We start from the raw sequence: 15,065 nt of genomic DNA, 5'->3' as shown, positions 1-15,065 counted from the left end.
GTATCAGAAATTCAATAGTCAAAATACTTCGGGTGTTGCATAACGGATTCGTTGTGCAACACCCGGAGGTTTTCAAAACTCTACATATGTCAACAGCTACAATTACTGCTGCGGATATCAACAAACTTCGCCAGGCAACTGGTGCTGGTATGATGGACTGCCGCAAAGCACTGACCGAGAACAACGGTGATTTCGAAGCAGCTATCGACTGGTTGCGGAAGAAAGGTGCTAAAGTTGCCGCACTCCGCAGCGACCGTGAAGCAAAAGAAGGGGTGGTACTTGCAAAAACTACCGCCGACAACAAAACAGGCATTGCGCTCTGCGTAAGCTGTGAAACTGACTTCGTGAGCAAGAACGCCGACTTCGTTGCTTTCGCGCAAAGCATCATTGACGCCGCAGTTCAGAGCAACGTGAAAAGTGCTGAAGAACTCAATAACGTTACCATCAACGGTCAAAAGATCGCTGACCTGGTTAACGACAAGCTCGCTTCTATCGGTGAGAAGATCGGTATCTCCAAATTCGAGCGCGTTGACGCAGACTACGTGGCCTCTTACATCCATGGCGCGAACCGTATGGGCGTGCTGGTTGGGATGACCAAAGAAGCTCTGGAGGCGGGTAAAGACGTGGCCATGCAAATTGCTGCCATGAATCCCGTTGCGATCGATGCTGACGCCGTTCCTGCTGATGTTGTTGCCCGTGAAAAAGCGATTATTACTGACCAGGTAGCTGCCGATCCGAAAATGGCTGGCAAGCCTGCTGAAATGATCGAAAAGATCGCAGGTGGTAAACTGAATGCCTTCTTCAAGGAGAATACACTTCTTGCGCAGCCATTCGTAAAAGACGCCGGTATCAGTGTTGCTGATTACCTGAAGTCTGTTAGCAGCGATTTGAAAATCACTGAATTCAAGCGTGTAGCGCTGGGATAATTTTTGAATGGATAAATGAAGCAGAACCCTCCCTCGCGGAGGGTTTTGTTTTTATCTAGTGTTTCCCTGCTCATCCCCTGATTTCCGCCATTCATCGGAACATTCCCCGACTTTAACATTGCATTTCATTGAAGTACAGTGTCAATGCAGAAATTGCAGCCCTGAAAACCTAACCATGCTGAATAACCGCTTTATCCTGTTGGTCTGTTTGACCTGTGTTGTTATGCTGCCGGGCGTGCAAGGTTACGCGCAGCAACGATACATTCTCAGTGGCATTATCAAAGCCCGCCAATCCGGTGAAACCATCATCGGGGCTTCCATCCGGCTTCGCCCCCAGGAACCTGGTGGCAATGCGGCCGGTACCGCCTCCAATGAATACGGATTCTATTCCGTTACCCTTCCGGCCGGAACATATGTACTCGAAGCTTCTGCAATCGGCAAGAAGACCGATACTATGGTGATCGATCTCAACAAAAACATCCGCCTTCCGCTTTTCCTGAACAACGAATCAGCCAACCTCGAAGAGGTGGTGGTAAAGGCGAGCTCCAAAGGGCGCGCAGTCAGTGGTGCGCAAACAGGCGTGGAAAAACTCAGTGTGCGTGAAATCAAGAACATTCCGGTGCTATTCGGCGAGAAGGATGTTATGAAAACCGTTCAGCTGTTGCCCGGAATAAAATCAGCCGGGGAAGGAAATGCCGGTTTTTTTGTGCGGGGCGGAAGCACCGATCAGAACCAGATCCTGCTGGATGAGGCGAACGTTTACAACGCCTCTCACATGCTAGGCTTTTTCTCCACCTTCAATTCCGACGCCATCAAAGACCTGACCCTCTTCAAGGGGGGCATGCCCGCACAATATGGCGGACGCCTCTCCTCCGTGATCGATATCAAAATGAATGAGGGCAACAACCAGGAACAGGAAATAAGCGGCGGTATCGGCGTAATCTCCGCGAAGCTCAACGTCGAAGGCCCGATTCAGAAAGACCGCTCTTCTTACCTGATCACGGGCAGGCGAACTTATGCCGACCTTTTCATGAAACTCTCGCCAGACAGTAACGTTCGCCGGAGCAAAATGGGTTTCTACGACCTTAACGCCAAACTCAATTATGAGATCGGCGAAAAGGACCGGATCTACCTCAGCGGGTATTTCGGACAGGACAAGCTGACGTTTACCGATCAGTTCGGTCTGTTCTGGGGCAACGGCACTGGTACACTGCGATGGAACCATATTTTTAACAGCAGGCTCTTTGCCAATACTTCCGTCATTTTCAGCAATTACAACTATGAGGTCAGCGTCAAAAGTGGCGCAAATGATATCAGCCTCTTTTCACAGATCCGCGACTGGAATATCAAACAGGATTACCAGTTGAATGCCGGCAATAATCATAATGTCCGTTTCGGATGGACCAGTACTTACCACAATATCCGGCCGGGTGAGATCCATGCATCGGAATCATCCAGCATCAACAACCGTGTACACCAGCGGCGCTATTCGCTTGAGTCAGCGCTGTATGCATCTGACAACTGGAAAATCTCTGATAAATTCTCGCTCACCTATGGTGCCCGCCTTTCTGTATTCAATGTTCTCGGCGGCGGCGATTTCTATACCCTGGATGAAGACGGAAAGGTAAAAGACACCCTTACCTATGCTAAAGGAGATGTGGTGAAAACCTACTGGAACCTCGAGCCACGGCTGGCACTTGGCTATCAGTTCAGTTCACTTTCTTCAGTCAAAGCTTCTTACGTGCGGAACGTTCAGAATATGCACCTGCTGAGCAATAGTACCAGCAGCCAGCCAACCGACAAATGGCTGAGCAGCAACAATATCATCCAACCCGAGATCGCCGACCAATTTTCCGTTGGCTATTACAGAAACCTGCCCGGCAACCGGTACGAGATCACCGTGGAGGCTTATTATAAAGACATGCAGAACCTGATCGACTATCGCGACGGTGCTGACATCTACAGCAACCAGAGCGTCGAAACACAGCTGCTGTACGGAAAGGGCAGGGCTTACGGTCTGGAATGGATGTTCCGGAAGAAGACGGGCAAACTCACGGGCTGGGTAAGTTATACGCTATCCAAAACGGAAAGAAAAATTGATGGCATCAATAACAACGACTGGTATCGCGCCCGCCAGGACCGTACCCATGATATTGCTGTTGTTGCCATGTACCAGCTGAATAAAAAATGGGTGTTGTCCGCCAACTGGGTGTATTACACCGGAGACGCAGTGACTTTCCCGAACGGAAAATATACAGTCGGCGAACAAACCGTGTATTACTATACCAACCGGAATGGCTACCGCATGCCGGCTTACCATCGTCTTGATCTTGCAGCTACCGTACAACTGGCACCACGGAAGAAATGGCATCACGAGCTGGCATTCGGACTATACAATGCCTATGGCCGCGAGAACGCCTACATGATCAATTTCCAGGACAACAAAGATGATCCCAGTAAAACAGAAGCTGTACAGATCAGTCTTTTCCGCTGGGTGCCCTCCATTTCCTACAACTTCAAATTCTGACTACAATCATGAAACCATCTTTTATATTTTACCTGTCACTGCTTGCTTTCGCCACTTCCTGCGAAAAGGTGATCCATGTTGATACCGACACAGCAGCTACCAAACTGGTTATTGAGGGAACTATTTCCAACCAGGCAGACCGTGAACCCGAAGTCCGGATTTCCACCACCAAGGCGATTGACGACAACAACAATTTTATTGGTGTCAGTGGCGCTGCGGTAACCATTTCCGATGATAACGGCAACACCTGGCCGCTGGCTGAAGGCGATCAGGGCATTTATCAGACCGCTGCATTTACAGGAGCGCCCGGAAAAACCTATCACCTCTCGGTTACGGTCAATGGTCAGCAATTCACCGCATCATCCACCATGCCGGCAACGCTTGTGCCACTGGATTCCCTGGATGTGACGGAAATGAATTATGGCGACGGCATGCAAAAGACGGTTCGGCCATATTTTAACGATCCGGCAGGACAGGCCAATTACTACCGGCTGGTTCAGTATGCCAACCAGGAACAGGTAAAAAAGATCTTTATTCAGAATGATGAGCTCAGTGACGGGAAAACCATTTCCTGGGAAATGATGAATCCTGACGGCGACCTCAGGCAGGGTGATGATGTTCAGGTTGACCTGTTGTGCATCGACGAGCCTGCGTACAAATACTGGTACACGCTGCTGATGGGCGCCACGGGAGAAAACCAGGGGCCTACACCGTCCAACCCGGTGACCAATATCCAGGGAGGAGCGCTGGGTTATTTCAGCGCCTATTCGGTAAGCACGAAATCGATCATAATACCCTGATCTCAGGCTGTTTTCATCGACCGCCAGTCTGTATTCCTGATCTGCTGAAAGATGACCACCACGGCAACAATGCTCAGCACATTCAGAGAAAGGATGACTAGGTGAAAACGGTACAGCAGGAAATGGCCGCCGGCAACAATGCCGCAGATCAGCAACAGACCCATGGCACGCAGAAAGGCGCCACCCTTGTTTTCAATGGATGGCGGCATTGACGCAGGCAACTTCCTGTGCTGCAGGATCACGACCAGTCCGCTGATCACCAGCAGGTTGGTGAGGGCGAGGAGGAGATTCGGCAAGGCAGATGGTCCCAGTAAAATACCACCTGCGATCAGCAGTGCTGCTGCGATCGGCAGGTAGAATTTGAAGAGCATGCTTTTGTAGTTGCCCATTACCAGCTGGCCCGGCCGGTCTACGGGACTAACATAAAAGACCCAGGCGGCCTTATACTGATCCGTGTGGTTCATATACTGCAGTGCGTTGAACAGGATGAAGGAGCTGAAGTAGATGAGTCCGAGGAACACCGGCAACAATTTATGGGGGATGGTATTTCCGGTAAAGCTTTTGTAAAATGTCAGCGCAAACCAGACCATTACATATCCAAAAGTCGGGTAAACACGCATTTTGAATTCGCGGCTGCGGGCCGTCCATTTCCAGCTGAACAGGAAGGCTGCTTTTTCTATTGTTGAGCGACAAACGATGCCTGCAATCTTTTCTCCCAGGCCTGCAGGGTTGTAGTTTTGATTCGCTGCAGCTACCGGTGTATCGGTACTGCCGCCCTGCAATCCGGCGAGTTTGCGTACAAAGGCGGGCGCCAGGAACTCTACCACGAGCCAGATGCTTCCAAAACTTGACAGTAAAGAAAGCAATAGCCAAAGCCAGGTACGGCCGGGGGCCACTCCATTGCAGAAAAGCCAACCTCCGGAAAACCAGTAAGGAGGCAGGAGCCGCGCATACCAGTAATCGGTTATGCTGAACTGGCGGAAAGTTTCCATATCTGCCATGCGGGGTACCAGCTGATAACCACCATACAGCACGATAGCAAATATGATCTGGAACCAGGAGATGAATGCCTTGAACTTTTCTGCTGACGTGATTTTTAATACCAGCAGGTAGGCACCGTTGATGAGGAATATGGTGAAGCCGCAGGCGATGGCGATCATCAGTAAAAGGGTAACTGCTGCCAGGAATCCCTGCTGAAGGAACAGAAAGATCAGTGTCGGCAAAGCCATGGGCAGCACCAGCCGGCTCAGGTGAACTACAATGTGCAGGATCTTGGCCATCAGGACGGTTCTGTCATTTACAGGTTTGGGCAGGATGATCTGGTTGTCGCGCACATCTATGAGTACAGAAGTAAAATCTGTAATGAGCATTGATGCGAGCATAAAGAGAAAGGCGGTAAAGAAAAAGAACAGGTGCGTCAGGTTGTCGCGGCCAGCCTGGAAGAAGATCAGGTAAAGCAATCCCATCAGCAGCGCCATGAACATGGTACCGAGTGTCGCATTGCTGATGCCTCCTTTTTTGCCGGCTGACCGGGTCTGCTGAAAAGTATTGGGCCGCCGGTCGTCCATTGTCAGTTTATACTGAAGGATAAGTTCAAGTTGCGGCAGATCAATACCCCATCGCCGGTACAGGTTGCGGGGAAGCAATACCAGCCTGAAGAAGAACCTGCTGATAACGTTCATGGCTTTCGGGCGGTTGTCAGTGGCGTTGTTCATCGGGAGCAGTTACTGGGTTTCCGCCTACGGCTGCCACAAGGTTGCCGGCAGCTTCATGGAGATTGCTGCTGGCCGTGAGGGTAGCAAAAATATGTTCCAGGCTTCCTTTGCCCATGCTGGCCTGCAGGGCTTCAAAGCTGCCATCGGCAACAATAGTGCCTTCATTGAGCAAAATGATCCTGTCGCTCACTTTCTCCACAACATCCATCATATGACTGCAGTAGAAGATGGTTTTGCCATCTGCAGCCAGCCGGCTGATCAGTTCCTTCACGATAATGACACTGTTGGCATCCAGGCCGCTGAGCGGTTCGTCGAGAATGATTATATCGGGATTATGCAACAGGCCGGAGATCAGTAGCACTTTCTGCCGCATGCCCTTGCTGAAAGCATCCATACGCTGGTGCATGTTCTCACCCAGCCCGAAGGCAGTCAGCATTTTTCGAATACGTTCATGCGCCTGTGCAGAAGGGATCTGGTACAGTCCGGCCATCATATCGAGAAATTCCCAGGCAGTCAGCACTTCATACAGTTCCGCCAGCTCCGGTACATAGCCGATCGATTTTTTAACGGCAAGCGGTTGAGCCCGCAGATCGATCCCTTTCACGGTGACTGTTCCGTCAAAATCGGGAATGAGTCCGCACAGGATCTTTACCGTCGTACTCTTGCCAGCCCCGTTCGGTCCGATATACCCGATGATCTGTCCCGGAAATACCTCAAGATTAATATTGCGGAGAACCTCTTTGCTGCCAAAGGATTTGCTGAGGTTCTCTATCCGGATAATGGGTTCCATATGCTGGAAAGATAAAAATATCCTTTCTTTGCACCACATCGAAAAACGGAACAGCCTATGACACCGGTTTACAAACGGATTTTGCTGAAATTGTCTGGAGAAGCATTGATGGGAGAGGAAAGCAGCAACGGCTATGAACCGATGAACCATGCCATCATTGCCCAGTATGCAAGGGAGATCAAAGCGGTGACAGAAGCAGGGGTGGAAGTAGCGCTGGTGATCGGGGGAGGGAATATCTACCGGGGCATGAATGAGGCAGAAACAGGAATTGAACGGGCGCACGGCGACTATATGGGCATGCTGGCGACCGTCATCAATGGAATGGCTGTTCAGGCTGCGCTGGAAAGGGACGGGGTTTTTACCCGGTTGCAGAGTGCTATCAAAATGGAACAGATTGCAGAACCCTATATCCGCCGCAGGGCGATCCGGCACCTCGAAAAGCACCGGGTGGTTATATTTGGAGCCGGCACCGGCAATCCCTATTTCACGACCGATACTGCGGGTTCCCTGCGCGCGATCGAGATAAAAGCTGATGTCATTCTGAAAGGTACCCGGGTAGATGGCATCTATACTGCAGATCCGGAAAAAGACCCCGGCGCGACCAAATTTGAAACCATCACCTTCCGCGAGTGCATTAACAAGAATCTTAAAGTGATGGATATGACCGCCTTTACCCTTTGCATGGAAAACAATCTCCCCATCATCGTGTTTGATATGAACAAACCCGGTAATCTGATGCGGGTGGTTATGGGTGAACAGGTGGGTACACTGGTAAAAGGATAAGCGTAGTTTTACGCGAAACCCGCGTCTGGCTTGCAGGATTCCGCATTCCTTATTACATTAGCAGACCCATCTAGATCCCATGGAAGCCGGTATATAGGAAATGCTCCTAAAACTCCGACCATTATGATGACGCTAATGAATTTATTGGTAATCAGGATCTCCGTGGGGTTAGCCGAAATAATCATCTTCCAGGTGGGCGCCATAATTCTTGGTTTCGCCCTCAGCTTATTTCTCACTTCCCGCAAGAATACCCGTCTGCAAATGCAACAGACTGCAGAATCATCTGCTATTCCTGAGGCTGACGAATGGAAACTCAAATACTTCGACTATACGGAAGAAATGGAGAAAAAGCTCGCGAAAATGCAGCACGAGCTTAAGAATGCACGCGATAATGAACAGTTTCTTGCCATAGAAATTGATTCCGTACGGAAAGAAAGAGAAGAGCTGCTGGAGAGCCAGGCTGAACAACTCGCATCACCTACGAAGCAGACCGACAATTATCTTGAACAGTTGCAGGATGCCCAACAAAGCATGTTGCAGCATAACCAGCGCGTTCACCAGCTGATTTCGCAGATCGAATCGCTGAAGGCCATGGAGCAGAAACAACTGGAATTGATACAGGCCAACGACCTCCTGAATAAACAGATGGGTGACATGCGCATCCAGCTGGTCGAAAAGGAAAACGAGATCCGCGGACTCCGGCAACAGAACAGGCTTGGTGCAGAAATGCAGCAACGCCTCGAACGTGTGTATGGTGATTACAATGACCTCCTGGAAAAAATGCGCAAACTCGAAGCCCATGTTGCCGGTAGTCAGCGCGACACTTCCAGCTTTGCTGAATTGCAGGATACCTATTTCAAGGTGACAAAGGAATTCGACGAATTCAAGATGAAGTACCTCAACCTCCTGGAAGAAAGTCAGCGCGCCACCCGCACCATTGCGGAGCTGGAAGACAAACACCGGGAAGCCAATTTCCAGCGCTCGCAACTGCAGAAGAAAGTGACCTATCTCGAAGAACTCAACCGTGATCTTCAGCAGGTAGCTGAACATCACAATAAACTGCACAGCCAGATGCGTCGCCTGAGTGAAATCGAACAACTGCTTGCCAAGGCTACGCAGCTTTCCTCCGGTACAGATCGCGAAGAAAGCGGTGTCTAGATAAAAAATGGTCAAATCCGGCTAAGCATTGTAAGGCCTTCCGCAAACTGCCGCTGTAATTTCAGGGCATGTTATCCATTCGCCTTCGGGCTCTGCCCATTACATTGTGCTTCGTTACCGTGTTGGTACTGTCAGCCAATACGCTTTCAGCAGCAGTTCCTCCTCCTGTTCAGTTCCGTGTATCGCTTCAGGACACTTCAGACCAGCGGATCGGGGTATCAATGACCTGCAGGATCGAAGCAGGATATACCGATTTCAAAATCCCGGTATGGATGCCCGGGTACTACCAGCTGATGGATTACCCTGAAAATATTGAGCAATTCACGGCTTCTGTATACACCACCACCGATTCGCTCCGGTGGGAAAGAGCTGACCGTCAGACCTGGCGCGTGTATGCCAATGCGCCAGGTACAGTGCTGCTGCAATACAAGGTTAAGGCCACCCGTCAGTTTGTGGCCAGCGCGTTCCTGAATGGTAAACAGGCTTTCCTTGCACCTACCGCGCTCTACCTGTACCGGCAGGATCATCTGCAGGATCCGGTTGCTGTTCAAATTGATGTACCGAAAGGATGGCAGGCGGCAACCGGGCTGGACAGCCTTCCCGATGGCACGCTTACTGCAGGCGATTTTGATCAGCTTTATGATAGCCCGGTCCTGCTGGGACAACTCGAGTCGTTTCCTGCGTTTTTTGTAAGAGGCGTTCCGCATTATTTTCTTGCCATAGATCCGGGCAATTTCGATCGCGGTGCGCTGATGAGCGATCTGCAGGGAATTGTTGAGGCTGCTGTTGAAATGATGGGTGATATCCCATACAAGAAATACGTGTTTCTAGGGATCGGTCCCGGCATGGGGGGCATAGAACACATGAATTCTACGGCAGTTTCTTTTTCGGGAGACGGCTATGAAAAACCAGCTGTGCGGAACAGGATGCTGGGCTTTCTCGCACACGAATATTTTCATCATTTCAATGTAAAACGCATCCGGCCTGTTGAACTTGGGCCATTTGATTATGGGAAGGGGAGCAGGACCAGCCAGTTGTGGATCAGCGAAGGCATTACGGTTTATTATAATGAAATTTTGCTGCGCCGGGCGGGATTGATCTCCGCTGACGACCTGCTTGAATCATTTGCCGGAATGCTGCGCAACTACGAGAACGGCACCGGGAAGTTATTTCAATCCGTGGCCCAGGCGAGTTTCGACACCTGGTCGGACGGTCCATTCGGACGCACGGGCGATCTTATCAATAAAACAATTTCCTATTACGAAAAGGGGCCACTGCTTGCCTGGATGCTTGATCTGAAGATCCGCCACGCAACCAATAACAAAAAAAGCCTGGATGACCTGATGCGCCGGTTGTACCAGGAATATTATAAAGGAAAGCACCGTGGATTCACCGACACTGAATTCCGGCAGGCCGCGGAGCAGATCGCAGGTGTACCGCTGGATGAATTTTTCGGTTATGTGTATACGGTAGCACCACTGAATTACAACAGATACCTTGGTTATTCGGCACTCGCAGTGGATACGGCAGCTGTTGTGGTACCTGGTGCGTGGACGGGAATGAAAGCGCAATTCCGTCGCGATAGCGTTCGTGTAACACAGGTTGCATGGGAGTCGCCTGCATGGCAGGCTGGTATCCTGCCGGGCACTGTTATACTTCAGGTCAATGGCACAACTGCAACGGCAAATACAATGGATTCAATACGCACCAGCGGGCGTGCGGGAGATATTATCCGGCTGGAAACATTCCGCGAGGGGAAGGCCGGTCAGCGTGCCCTGATCGCCGGCAGTGAAATGAAGATCTCCTGGAAAGTCACAAAGCTGAAGCATCCCGGAGCGCTGCAACAAAAAATCTGGAACAGCTGGGTAGCGGAAGATTCGTTCCGCGCAGGAAGATAGGGGAAGGTGTACCTTTGTGCAAATCACGATCATGGACGCAACGATTTCAACCATCCGGAAAGACTACAGGCAGTTGTCCCTTGATAAAACAGATGCAGCAGCCGATCCCATCCGCCAGTTCAGCAAATGGTGGCAGGAAGCTATCGACAGTGGCATAGAGGAAGTGAATGCGATGACACTGGCTACAGCTTCATCTGATGGCGTGCCGAGCGCAAGAATTGTTCTTCTGAAAGGATTTGATGAGAAGGGTTTTGTATTCTTCACCAATTACAATAGTTACAAGGCAATCCAGCTGGTGGAGAATCCGCGTGCATGCCTGGTGTTTTTCTGGAAAGAGCTGGAAAGACAGGTTCGTATCACCGGCATCGTGGAAAAAGTGAGTACTTCCGAAAGTGATGACTATTTCAACAGTCGTCCTGAGAGCAGCAGGATCGGCGCGTGGGCTTCCCCACAAAGCGAAGTGATACCCGGCAGGGAAGTATTGTCGTCAAACGTGCTGAACCTGGAGAAGCGATTTGCCGGCGGGGCAATTCCACGTCCCGCGCATTGGGGTGGCTACCGGGTAAAACATGTGAGTGTAGAATTCTGGCAGGGCCGTCCCAGCCGCCTGCACGACAGGTTGCAATACAGCCTCAATGACGAAGGTGGGTGGACGCTGGAAAGACTGGCACCCTGACCAGGAGGCATAAAAAAGAGGAAAAGAAAACCTCCCCTTCCTCTATCAGCAGAAAACAACTGCAATTAAGCCTTCGCTTTCGCCTTCTTCGCAGCGGCGGGGCGGGCTGGACGGCTCTTACCGAAAGAACCTTTGAAGATCTTTCCTTTTTTGGTCTTTTTATCTCCTCTTCCCATTTTGTGTTTTTTAAGTGGTTTAGGCGGCAAAAATAAGAAAAAAAACGGCTGCTGTAGTAGTACAGCAGCCGCTCAATGCAGTTGGCGCAGTGTTATAATTTGGAAGAAAGCTCTTTACCAGCCTTGAAACGGGCAACTTTCTTAGCCTTAATTTTGATTACCGCTCCAGTTTGGGGGTTACGGCCATTACGGGCAGCTCTTTTGGAAACAGAGAAAGTTCCAAAACCAACCAGGGTAACTTTACCACCACCTTTCAACGTTTTGGTTACAGCCTCGATGAAAGAATCCAGTGCGTCGTTTGCCTGTGTCTTGGTAACGCCAGCATCATCGGCGATTTTGGCGATTAATTCAGCTTTGTTCATAGTGTGAAATTTTAGAATTTTAAGCAGAACAAATATAGACGCTTTTTGATTCCGACAAATTTTTTCGAAACATTTTTTAACGATTGTGTTTTTCCCTGTAACCCGCACCAACAGGGCATTTTAGCCGAAAATGAACGAACGTATTTTTACTTTGTAATGTTTAATTTCCGTTGAAACACTGGATGGTGGCGTGTTTCACGGCACACGCCCTGAAATGCCCGTCCCTGCTGCTTTTTGTTATCCACATTATTGAACCAGGCGCATGGCGGAACGGAAGGCAATATAACGGTTCCCCCAGGTGTCAAGCGTTATTTTACGCATACTGTCAGCAAATTCCGTTATATAACGGTTGTACAGTTCTTCCGTAGGTGCAGTGTATTGTACCGAGAAAGTGAGTCCGTCAGAATCATCCACCTCAAGTAACTGATACAGCCGGCTGCTGTTGAAGCATCCTGTAGCCAATACCTGTGGCATATGGTTCGACAGCATCCACTTTTGCCAGTCTTGTGCAATAGAATGCTCTACCTTGATGGTAATATTATAAAGTATCATCGGTCAGGATTTAAGTTCAAGGAATACGGGACAGTGATCGCTGTGTTTTACATCCGGATAGATCTCTGCACTGACCAGTTTTTTCTCCAGGGGCTTCGTCACATTGATGTAATCGATCCGCCAGCCTTTGTTGTTCAGCCGCACGGAGGGGAATCGCTGGCTCCACCAGCTGTAACGATGCGGTTCAGCATGGAATTTGCGGAAAGTATCCACCCATCCGCTGTCGAGAAATTTGTCCATCCAGGCCCGTTCTTCGGGGAGAAAGCCGGATGAATTTTTATTTCCTTTCGGATCATGGATATCTATTTCGCGGTGGGCAATATTCCAGTCGCCGCACACGATCAGGTTGGGGCGGCTCTTTCTTAACTGTTCCGTGTAACCGAAAAATTCTTCCAGCCACTGATATTTATAGGTCTGCCGTTCATCTCCTGAAGTTCCGGAGGGGAAATAGGCATTGATCAGGGTGATGTCGCCATAATCTGCGCGGATCACACGGCCTTCGGAGTCGCTTTGCATAAAACCGTTTCCCATTTCCACTTTGTCGGGCATCGTACGGCTGAACAGGGCAACACCGCTGTAGCCTTTCTTTTCAGCGGAATTCCAGAAATTATGATAACCCAGCTCCTGGATCGCTGCATGATTGACGTTGTCTTTATGCGCTTTTGTTTCCTGGATGCAGATCACATCGGCCGGATCAGTCCTGAGCCAGTCCACTAAACCTTTTGTCATTGCGGCGCGTATGCCATTGACGTTATAAGATATAATTCTCATGAAAGCGGTATTTCTTTAATTTGGTTTTCCTGTTATCAAATTTATTGAAATGCCTTCATCTCCTCCTATAATCCCTTCCAAGCAGCACGTTTACCTGGATGGCCCCAAAGCAAGAACCTATGAACTTGCTTTTGCTTTTCGTGTTTTCAGGCAATTCATAAAAGGATTCCGCGGCCTGCATTTCGTTGGTCCCTGCATAACGGTGTTCGGATCAGCAAGGTTTAAGGAAGATCATCATTATTATGAATTGGCGCGTGAATGTGGAAAAAGGATTGCCGGTTTAGGCTTTACCACGATGACCGGAGGTGGTCCGGGTGTTATGGAGGCAGCCAACAGGGGTGCTTTTGAAAGCGGTGGCTACTCGGTGGGTTGCAATATCCAGCTGCCTTTTGAACAGCAGGCCAATCCCTATATGCATAAATGGCTCACTTTTGAGCATTTTTTTGTGCGCAAGGTATTGCTGGTGAAATATTCCTACGCTTTTATCATTATGCCTGGCGGCGTCGGAACGATGGATGAATTCTATGAGACGCTTACGCTGGTGCAAACGGGAATTATCACGCAGTTCCCAATCGTTCTCATCGGAAAGGCTTATTACCAGCCCCTTGTGGACTATATGCGGTTCATGGTGGAGCAGAAGACTATAGGAGAGCACGATCTTGACCTTGTGCTGCTTACAGACAGCATTGACGAGGCGATTGAACATATCCGGAAATACATTACCACCAATTATACTGTAAAGCCCCGGAAAAAACTCTGGTGGCTGCTCGAGAAAAAATAAAGCTTTCTTTAAATTGAGGTCCAATTGGATATGAGCGAAACTGAAACTATAGCAGATACCTGTACCTATTGCGGCAGCAGGATGGAACCCGATTCCACGGTGTGTTACCAGTGCGGCAGCCCAACTGTGCCCCGCGAGGAATGGGAGGGTGCCTATGATAAATACCGCACGCTGGTAGTCAGCTTTTTCAGCATTAACCTGATCGTCTGCCTGGTTTTCAACTTCTGGCCGGCGGCGAGTGCAACACTCACCGGTCTGATCATTGTAGATATGGTATTATTTGCTGTTGCCGCCTGGTATGCGTACCGTATGCGCGAACTGATTGCACCCCTGCTGGTCTGGAACAGATTTTCCTGGTGGCGGGTGGCAGCCCTTGTTGCAGTAGCCGTGATCAGCGCAGTGATTGTCAACTTCGGGGTAAAATGGATCAATCGCAGCGTTTTCAGCCGCGAACTATACTATTATGCCTCTTTCCGCGGTCTGCAATTTCCGAAAACGGCTATGTTCCTGTTGATTGCTTTCTTTCCTGCCTTGTCCGAAGAACTGGCCTACCGGGGAGTATTGCAGGCCGGATTGCTCAAGATCATGCATAACCGGCAGGCTGTAGTGGTAACAGCGCTGTTGTTTGCCATCATTCACATGAGTATTATCTCCTTTTTCTGGCTCTTGCCCTTTGCCCTGTTTCTGGGTTATATCCGCCAGCGCACCAATACCATCTGGTACGGCGTACTGATACATTTCTTCTTTAATGCAACCACCTGCTACCTTGAATTGCACGAACTGAATTTCATGTAGGGCCGCTTAATGCGAAACAAATTTCAGCCCGATGATAGATGCGATCAGCGTGGTCAGAAAAAACAACCGCCAGAATTCCACCGGTTCTTTAAACAGAAAAATCCCTGCCAGTACTGTACCTACGGCACCCACGCCGGTCCATACCGCGTAGGCAGTTCCAATGGGAAGGGTTTGCGTTGCCTTATACAGCAGGTACATGCTGATGGTGAGACAGACAAAAAAGCCGGCCATCCAGGCTGTTGCTGCGCTGCCGGAAGTTTCCCGCGCCTTGCCCAGGCAGGTCGCAAATCCCACTTCAAACAACCCGGCAATAAACAGAATGATCCAGTTCATGGCGTTTTGACTTTATATCCTG

Annotated in this window: 16 protein-coding genes; 9 read left to right on the top strand and 7 right to left on the bottom strand. The window is 49.8% G+C overall.

Annotated features, from left to right (window positions below; genetic code table 11):
* Positions 1-86: 86 nt before the first annotated feature.
* The 3 genes from tsf (at position 87) to FPE01S_RS05120 (ending at position 4,253) form a co-directional block, all read left to right on the top strand.
* The gene (tsf, locus tag FPE01S_RS05130; RefSeq protein WP_046367755.1) at positions 87-926 is read left to right on the top strand and encodes a translation elongation factor Ts; all 840 of its coding nucleotides are present in this window, start codon (positions 87-89) and stop codon (positions 924-926) included.
* A gap of 175 nt (positions 927-1,101) precedes the next feature.
* A complete protein-coding gene (locus tag FPE01S_RS05125; RefSeq protein WP_046367754.1) occupies positions 1,102-3,453 on the top strand; it encodes a TonB-dependent receptor in 2,352 nt (783 codons plus the stop codon).
* 8 nt (positions 3,454-3,461) lie between these two features.
* Positions 3,462-4,253: a DUF4249 domain-containing protein gene (locus tag FPE01S_RS05120; RefSeq protein ID WP_046367753.1), complete on the top strand. Its 792-nt coding sequence runs from the start codon at positions 3,462-3,464 to the stop codon at positions 4,251-4,253.
* Positions 4,254-4,255: 2 nt separating this feature from the next.
* Here the strand turns inward: FPE01S_RS05120 and FPE01S_RS05115 are convergent, their stop codons facing one another.
* Together FPE01S_RS05115 and FPE01S_RS05110 are read right to left on the bottom strand one after the other, a co-directional pair.
* A complete protein-coding gene (locus FPE01S_RS05115; RefSeq protein WP_046367752.1) occupies positions 4,256-5,968 on the bottom strand; it encodes a hypothetical protein in 1,713 nt (570 codons plus the stop codon).
* The gene (locus FPE01S_RS05110; protein WP_046367751.1) at positions 5,952-6,758 is read right to left on the bottom strand and encodes an ABC transporter ATP-binding protein; all 807 of its coding nucleotides are present in this window, start codon (positions 6,756-6,758) and stop codon (positions 5,952-5,954) included. Before FPE01S_RS05110 ends, FPE01S_RS05115 begins: the two co-directional genes overlap by 17 nt.
* Positions 6,759-6,815: 57 nt before the next feature.
* On the opposite strand from FPE01S_RS05110, the gene pyrH reads away from it, so the two are divergent.
* From pyrH to pdxH, 4 genes are all read left to right on the top strand, one after another.
* Positions 6,816-7,541: a UMP kinase gene (pyrH, locus tag FPE01S_RS05105; RefSeq protein ID WP_046367750.1), complete on the top strand. Its 726-nt coding sequence runs from the start codon at positions 6,816-6,818 to the stop codon at positions 7,539-7,541.
* Between the two features lie 123 nt (positions 7,542-7,664).
* Positions 7,665-8,699 carry a coiled-coil domain-containing protein gene (locus FPE01S_RS05095; RefSeq protein ID WP_157473902.1) on the top strand — a complete coding sequence of 345 codons (1,035 nt, stop codon included), beginning with the start codon at positions 7,665-7,667 and terminating at the stop codon, positions 8,697-8,699.
* Between the two features lie 68 nt (positions 8,700-8,767).
* On the top strand, positions 8,768-10,597 hold the full coding sequence (locus FPE01S_RS05090; RefSeq protein ID WP_046367747.1) for a M61 family metallopeptidase: 1,830 nt from the start codon (positions 8,768-8,770) through the stop codon (positions 10,595-10,597).
* 31 nt (positions 10,598-10,628) lie between these two features.
* Positions 10,629-11,273: a pyridoxamine 5'-phosphate oxidase gene (gene pdxH, locus FPE01S_RS05085; protein ID WP_046367746.1), complete on the top strand. Its 645-nt coding sequence runs from the start codon at positions 10,629-10,631 to the stop codon at positions 11,271-11,273.
* Between the two features lie 65 nt (positions 11,274-11,338).
* Here pdxH and FPE01S_RS25360 read toward each other — a convergent pair whose 3' ends face one another.
* The 4 genes from FPE01S_RS25360 to FPE01S_RS05070 all read right to left on the bottom strand — a co-directional run bounded on the left by FPE01S_RS25360 (position 11,339) and on the right by FPE01S_RS05070 (position 13,134).
* Complete coding sequence (locus FPE01S_RS25360; RefSeq protein WP_072053954.1) at positions 11,339-11,449, bottom strand: 30S ribosomal protein THX; 111 nt, start codon at positions 11,447-11,449, stop codon at positions 11,339-11,341.
* A 92-nt stretch (positions 11,450-11,541) separates the two neighbouring features.
* The gene (locus tag FPE01S_RS05080; protein WP_439644691.1) at positions 11,542-11,919 is read right to left on the bottom strand and encodes an HU family DNA-binding protein; all 378 of its coding nucleotides are present in this window, start codon (positions 11,917-11,919) and stop codon (positions 11,542-11,544) included.
* Positions 11,920-12,057: 138 nt separating this feature from the next.
* Positions 12,058-12,363, bottom strand: coding sequence for a DUF4286 family protein (locus FPE01S_RS05075; RefSeq protein WP_046367744.1), 306 nt, complete (start codon positions 12,361-12,363; stop codon positions 12,058-12,060).
* A 3-nt stretch (positions 12,364-12,366) separates the two neighbouring features.
* Positions 12,367-13,134 carry an exodeoxyribonuclease III gene (locus tag FPE01S_RS05070; RefSeq protein ID WP_046367743.1) on the bottom strand — a complete coding sequence of 256 codons (768 nt, stop codon included), beginning with the start codon at positions 13,132-13,134 and terminating at the stop codon, positions 12,367-12,369.
* A 49-nt stretch (positions 13,135-13,183) separates the two neighbouring features.
* On the opposite strand from FPE01S_RS05070, the gene FPE01S_RS05065 reads away from it, so the two are divergent.
* Positions 13,184-13,915, top strand: a complete 732-nt coding sequence (locus FPE01S_RS05065; protein WP_046367742.1) for an LOG family protein — start codon at positions 13,184-13,186, stop codon at positions 13,913-13,915.
* 30 nt (positions 13,916-13,945) lie between these two features.
* Positions 13,946-14,710 carry a CPBP family intramembrane glutamic endopeptidase gene (locus tag FPE01S_RS05060; RefSeq protein ID WP_046367741.1) on the top strand — a complete coding sequence of 255 codons (765 nt, stop codon included), beginning with the start codon at positions 13,946-13,948 and terminating at the stop codon, positions 14,708-14,710.
* A gap of 6 nt (positions 14,711-14,716) precedes the next feature.
* Here the strand turns inward: FPE01S_RS05060 and FPE01S_RS05055 are convergent, their stop codons facing one another.
* Entirely contained in the window at positions 14,717-15,043 is a 327-nt protein-coding gene (locus FPE01S_RS05055) for a DMT family transporter (RefSeq protein WP_046367740.1), read from the bottom strand.
* Between the last annotated feature and the right edge of the window lie 22 nt (positions 15,044-15,065).

The sequence above is a fragment of the Flavihumibacter petaseus NBRC 106054 genome (genome assembly GCF_000974785.1).
Classification (GTDB): domain Bacteria; phylum Bacteroidota; class Bacteroidia; order Chitinophagales; family Chitinophagaceae; genus Flavihumibacter; species Flavihumibacter petaseus.
This window is presented reverse-complemented; position numbering and strand designations above follow the sequence as displayed.

Coding starts and splice junctions, on each gene's coding strand:
- tsf (WP_046367755.1), top strand. CDS start 87: ATGTCAACAGCTACAATTACTGCTGCGGATATCAACAAACTTCGCCAG.
- FPE01S_RS05075 (WP_046367744.1), bottom strand. CDS start 12,363: ATGATACTTTATAATATTACCATCAAGGTAGAGCATTCTATTGCACAA.
- FPE01S_RS05090 (WP_046367747.1), top strand. CDS start 8,768: ATGTTATCCATTCGCCTTCGGGCTCTGCCCATTACATTGTGCTTCGTT.
- FPE01S_RS05125 (WP_046367754.1), top strand. CDS start 1,102: ATGCTGAATAACCGCTTTATCCTGTTGGTCTGTTTGACCTGTGTTGTT.
- FPE01S_RS05060 (WP_046367741.1), top strand. CDS start 13,946: ATGAGCGAAACTGAAACTATAGCAGATACCTGTACCTATTGCGGCAGC.
- pyrH (WP_046367750.1), top strand. CDS start 6,816: ATGACACCGGTTTACAAACGGATTTTGCTGAAATTGTCTGGAGAAGCA.
- FPE01S_RS05115 (WP_046367752.1), bottom strand. CDS start 5,968: ATGAACAACGCCACTGACAACCGCCCGAAAGCCATGAACGTTATCAGC.
- FPE01S_RS05110 (WP_046367751.1), bottom strand. CDS start 6,758: ATGGAACCCATTATCCGGATAGAGAACCTCAGCAAATCCTTTGGCAGC.
- FPE01S_RS05055 (WP_046367740.1), bottom strand. CDS start 15,043: ATGAACTGGATCATTCTGTTTATTGCCGGGTTGTTTGAAGTGGGATTT.
- FPE01S_RS05065 (WP_046367742.1), top strand. CDS start 13,184: ATGCCTTCATCTCCTCCTATAATCCCTTCCAAGCAGCACGTTTACCTG.
- pdxH (WP_046367746.1), top strand. CDS start 10,629: ATGGACGCAACGATTTCAACCATCCGGAAAGACTACAGGCAGTTGTCC.
- FPE01S_RS25360 (WP_072053954.1), bottom strand. CDS start 11,449: ATGGGAAGAGGAGATAAAAAGACCAAAAAAGGAAAGATCTTCAAAGGT.
- FPE01S_RS05095 (WP_157473902.1), top strand. CDS start 7,665: ATGATGACGCTAATGAATTTATTGGTAATCAGGATCTCCGTGGGGTTA.
- FPE01S_RS05070 (WP_046367743.1), bottom strand. CDS start 13,134: ATGAGAATTATATCTTATAACGTCAATGGCATACGCGCCGCAATGACA.
- FPE01S_RS05120 (WP_046367753.1), top strand. CDS start 3,462: ATGAAACCATCTTTTATATTTTACCTGTCACTGCTTGCTTTCGCCACT.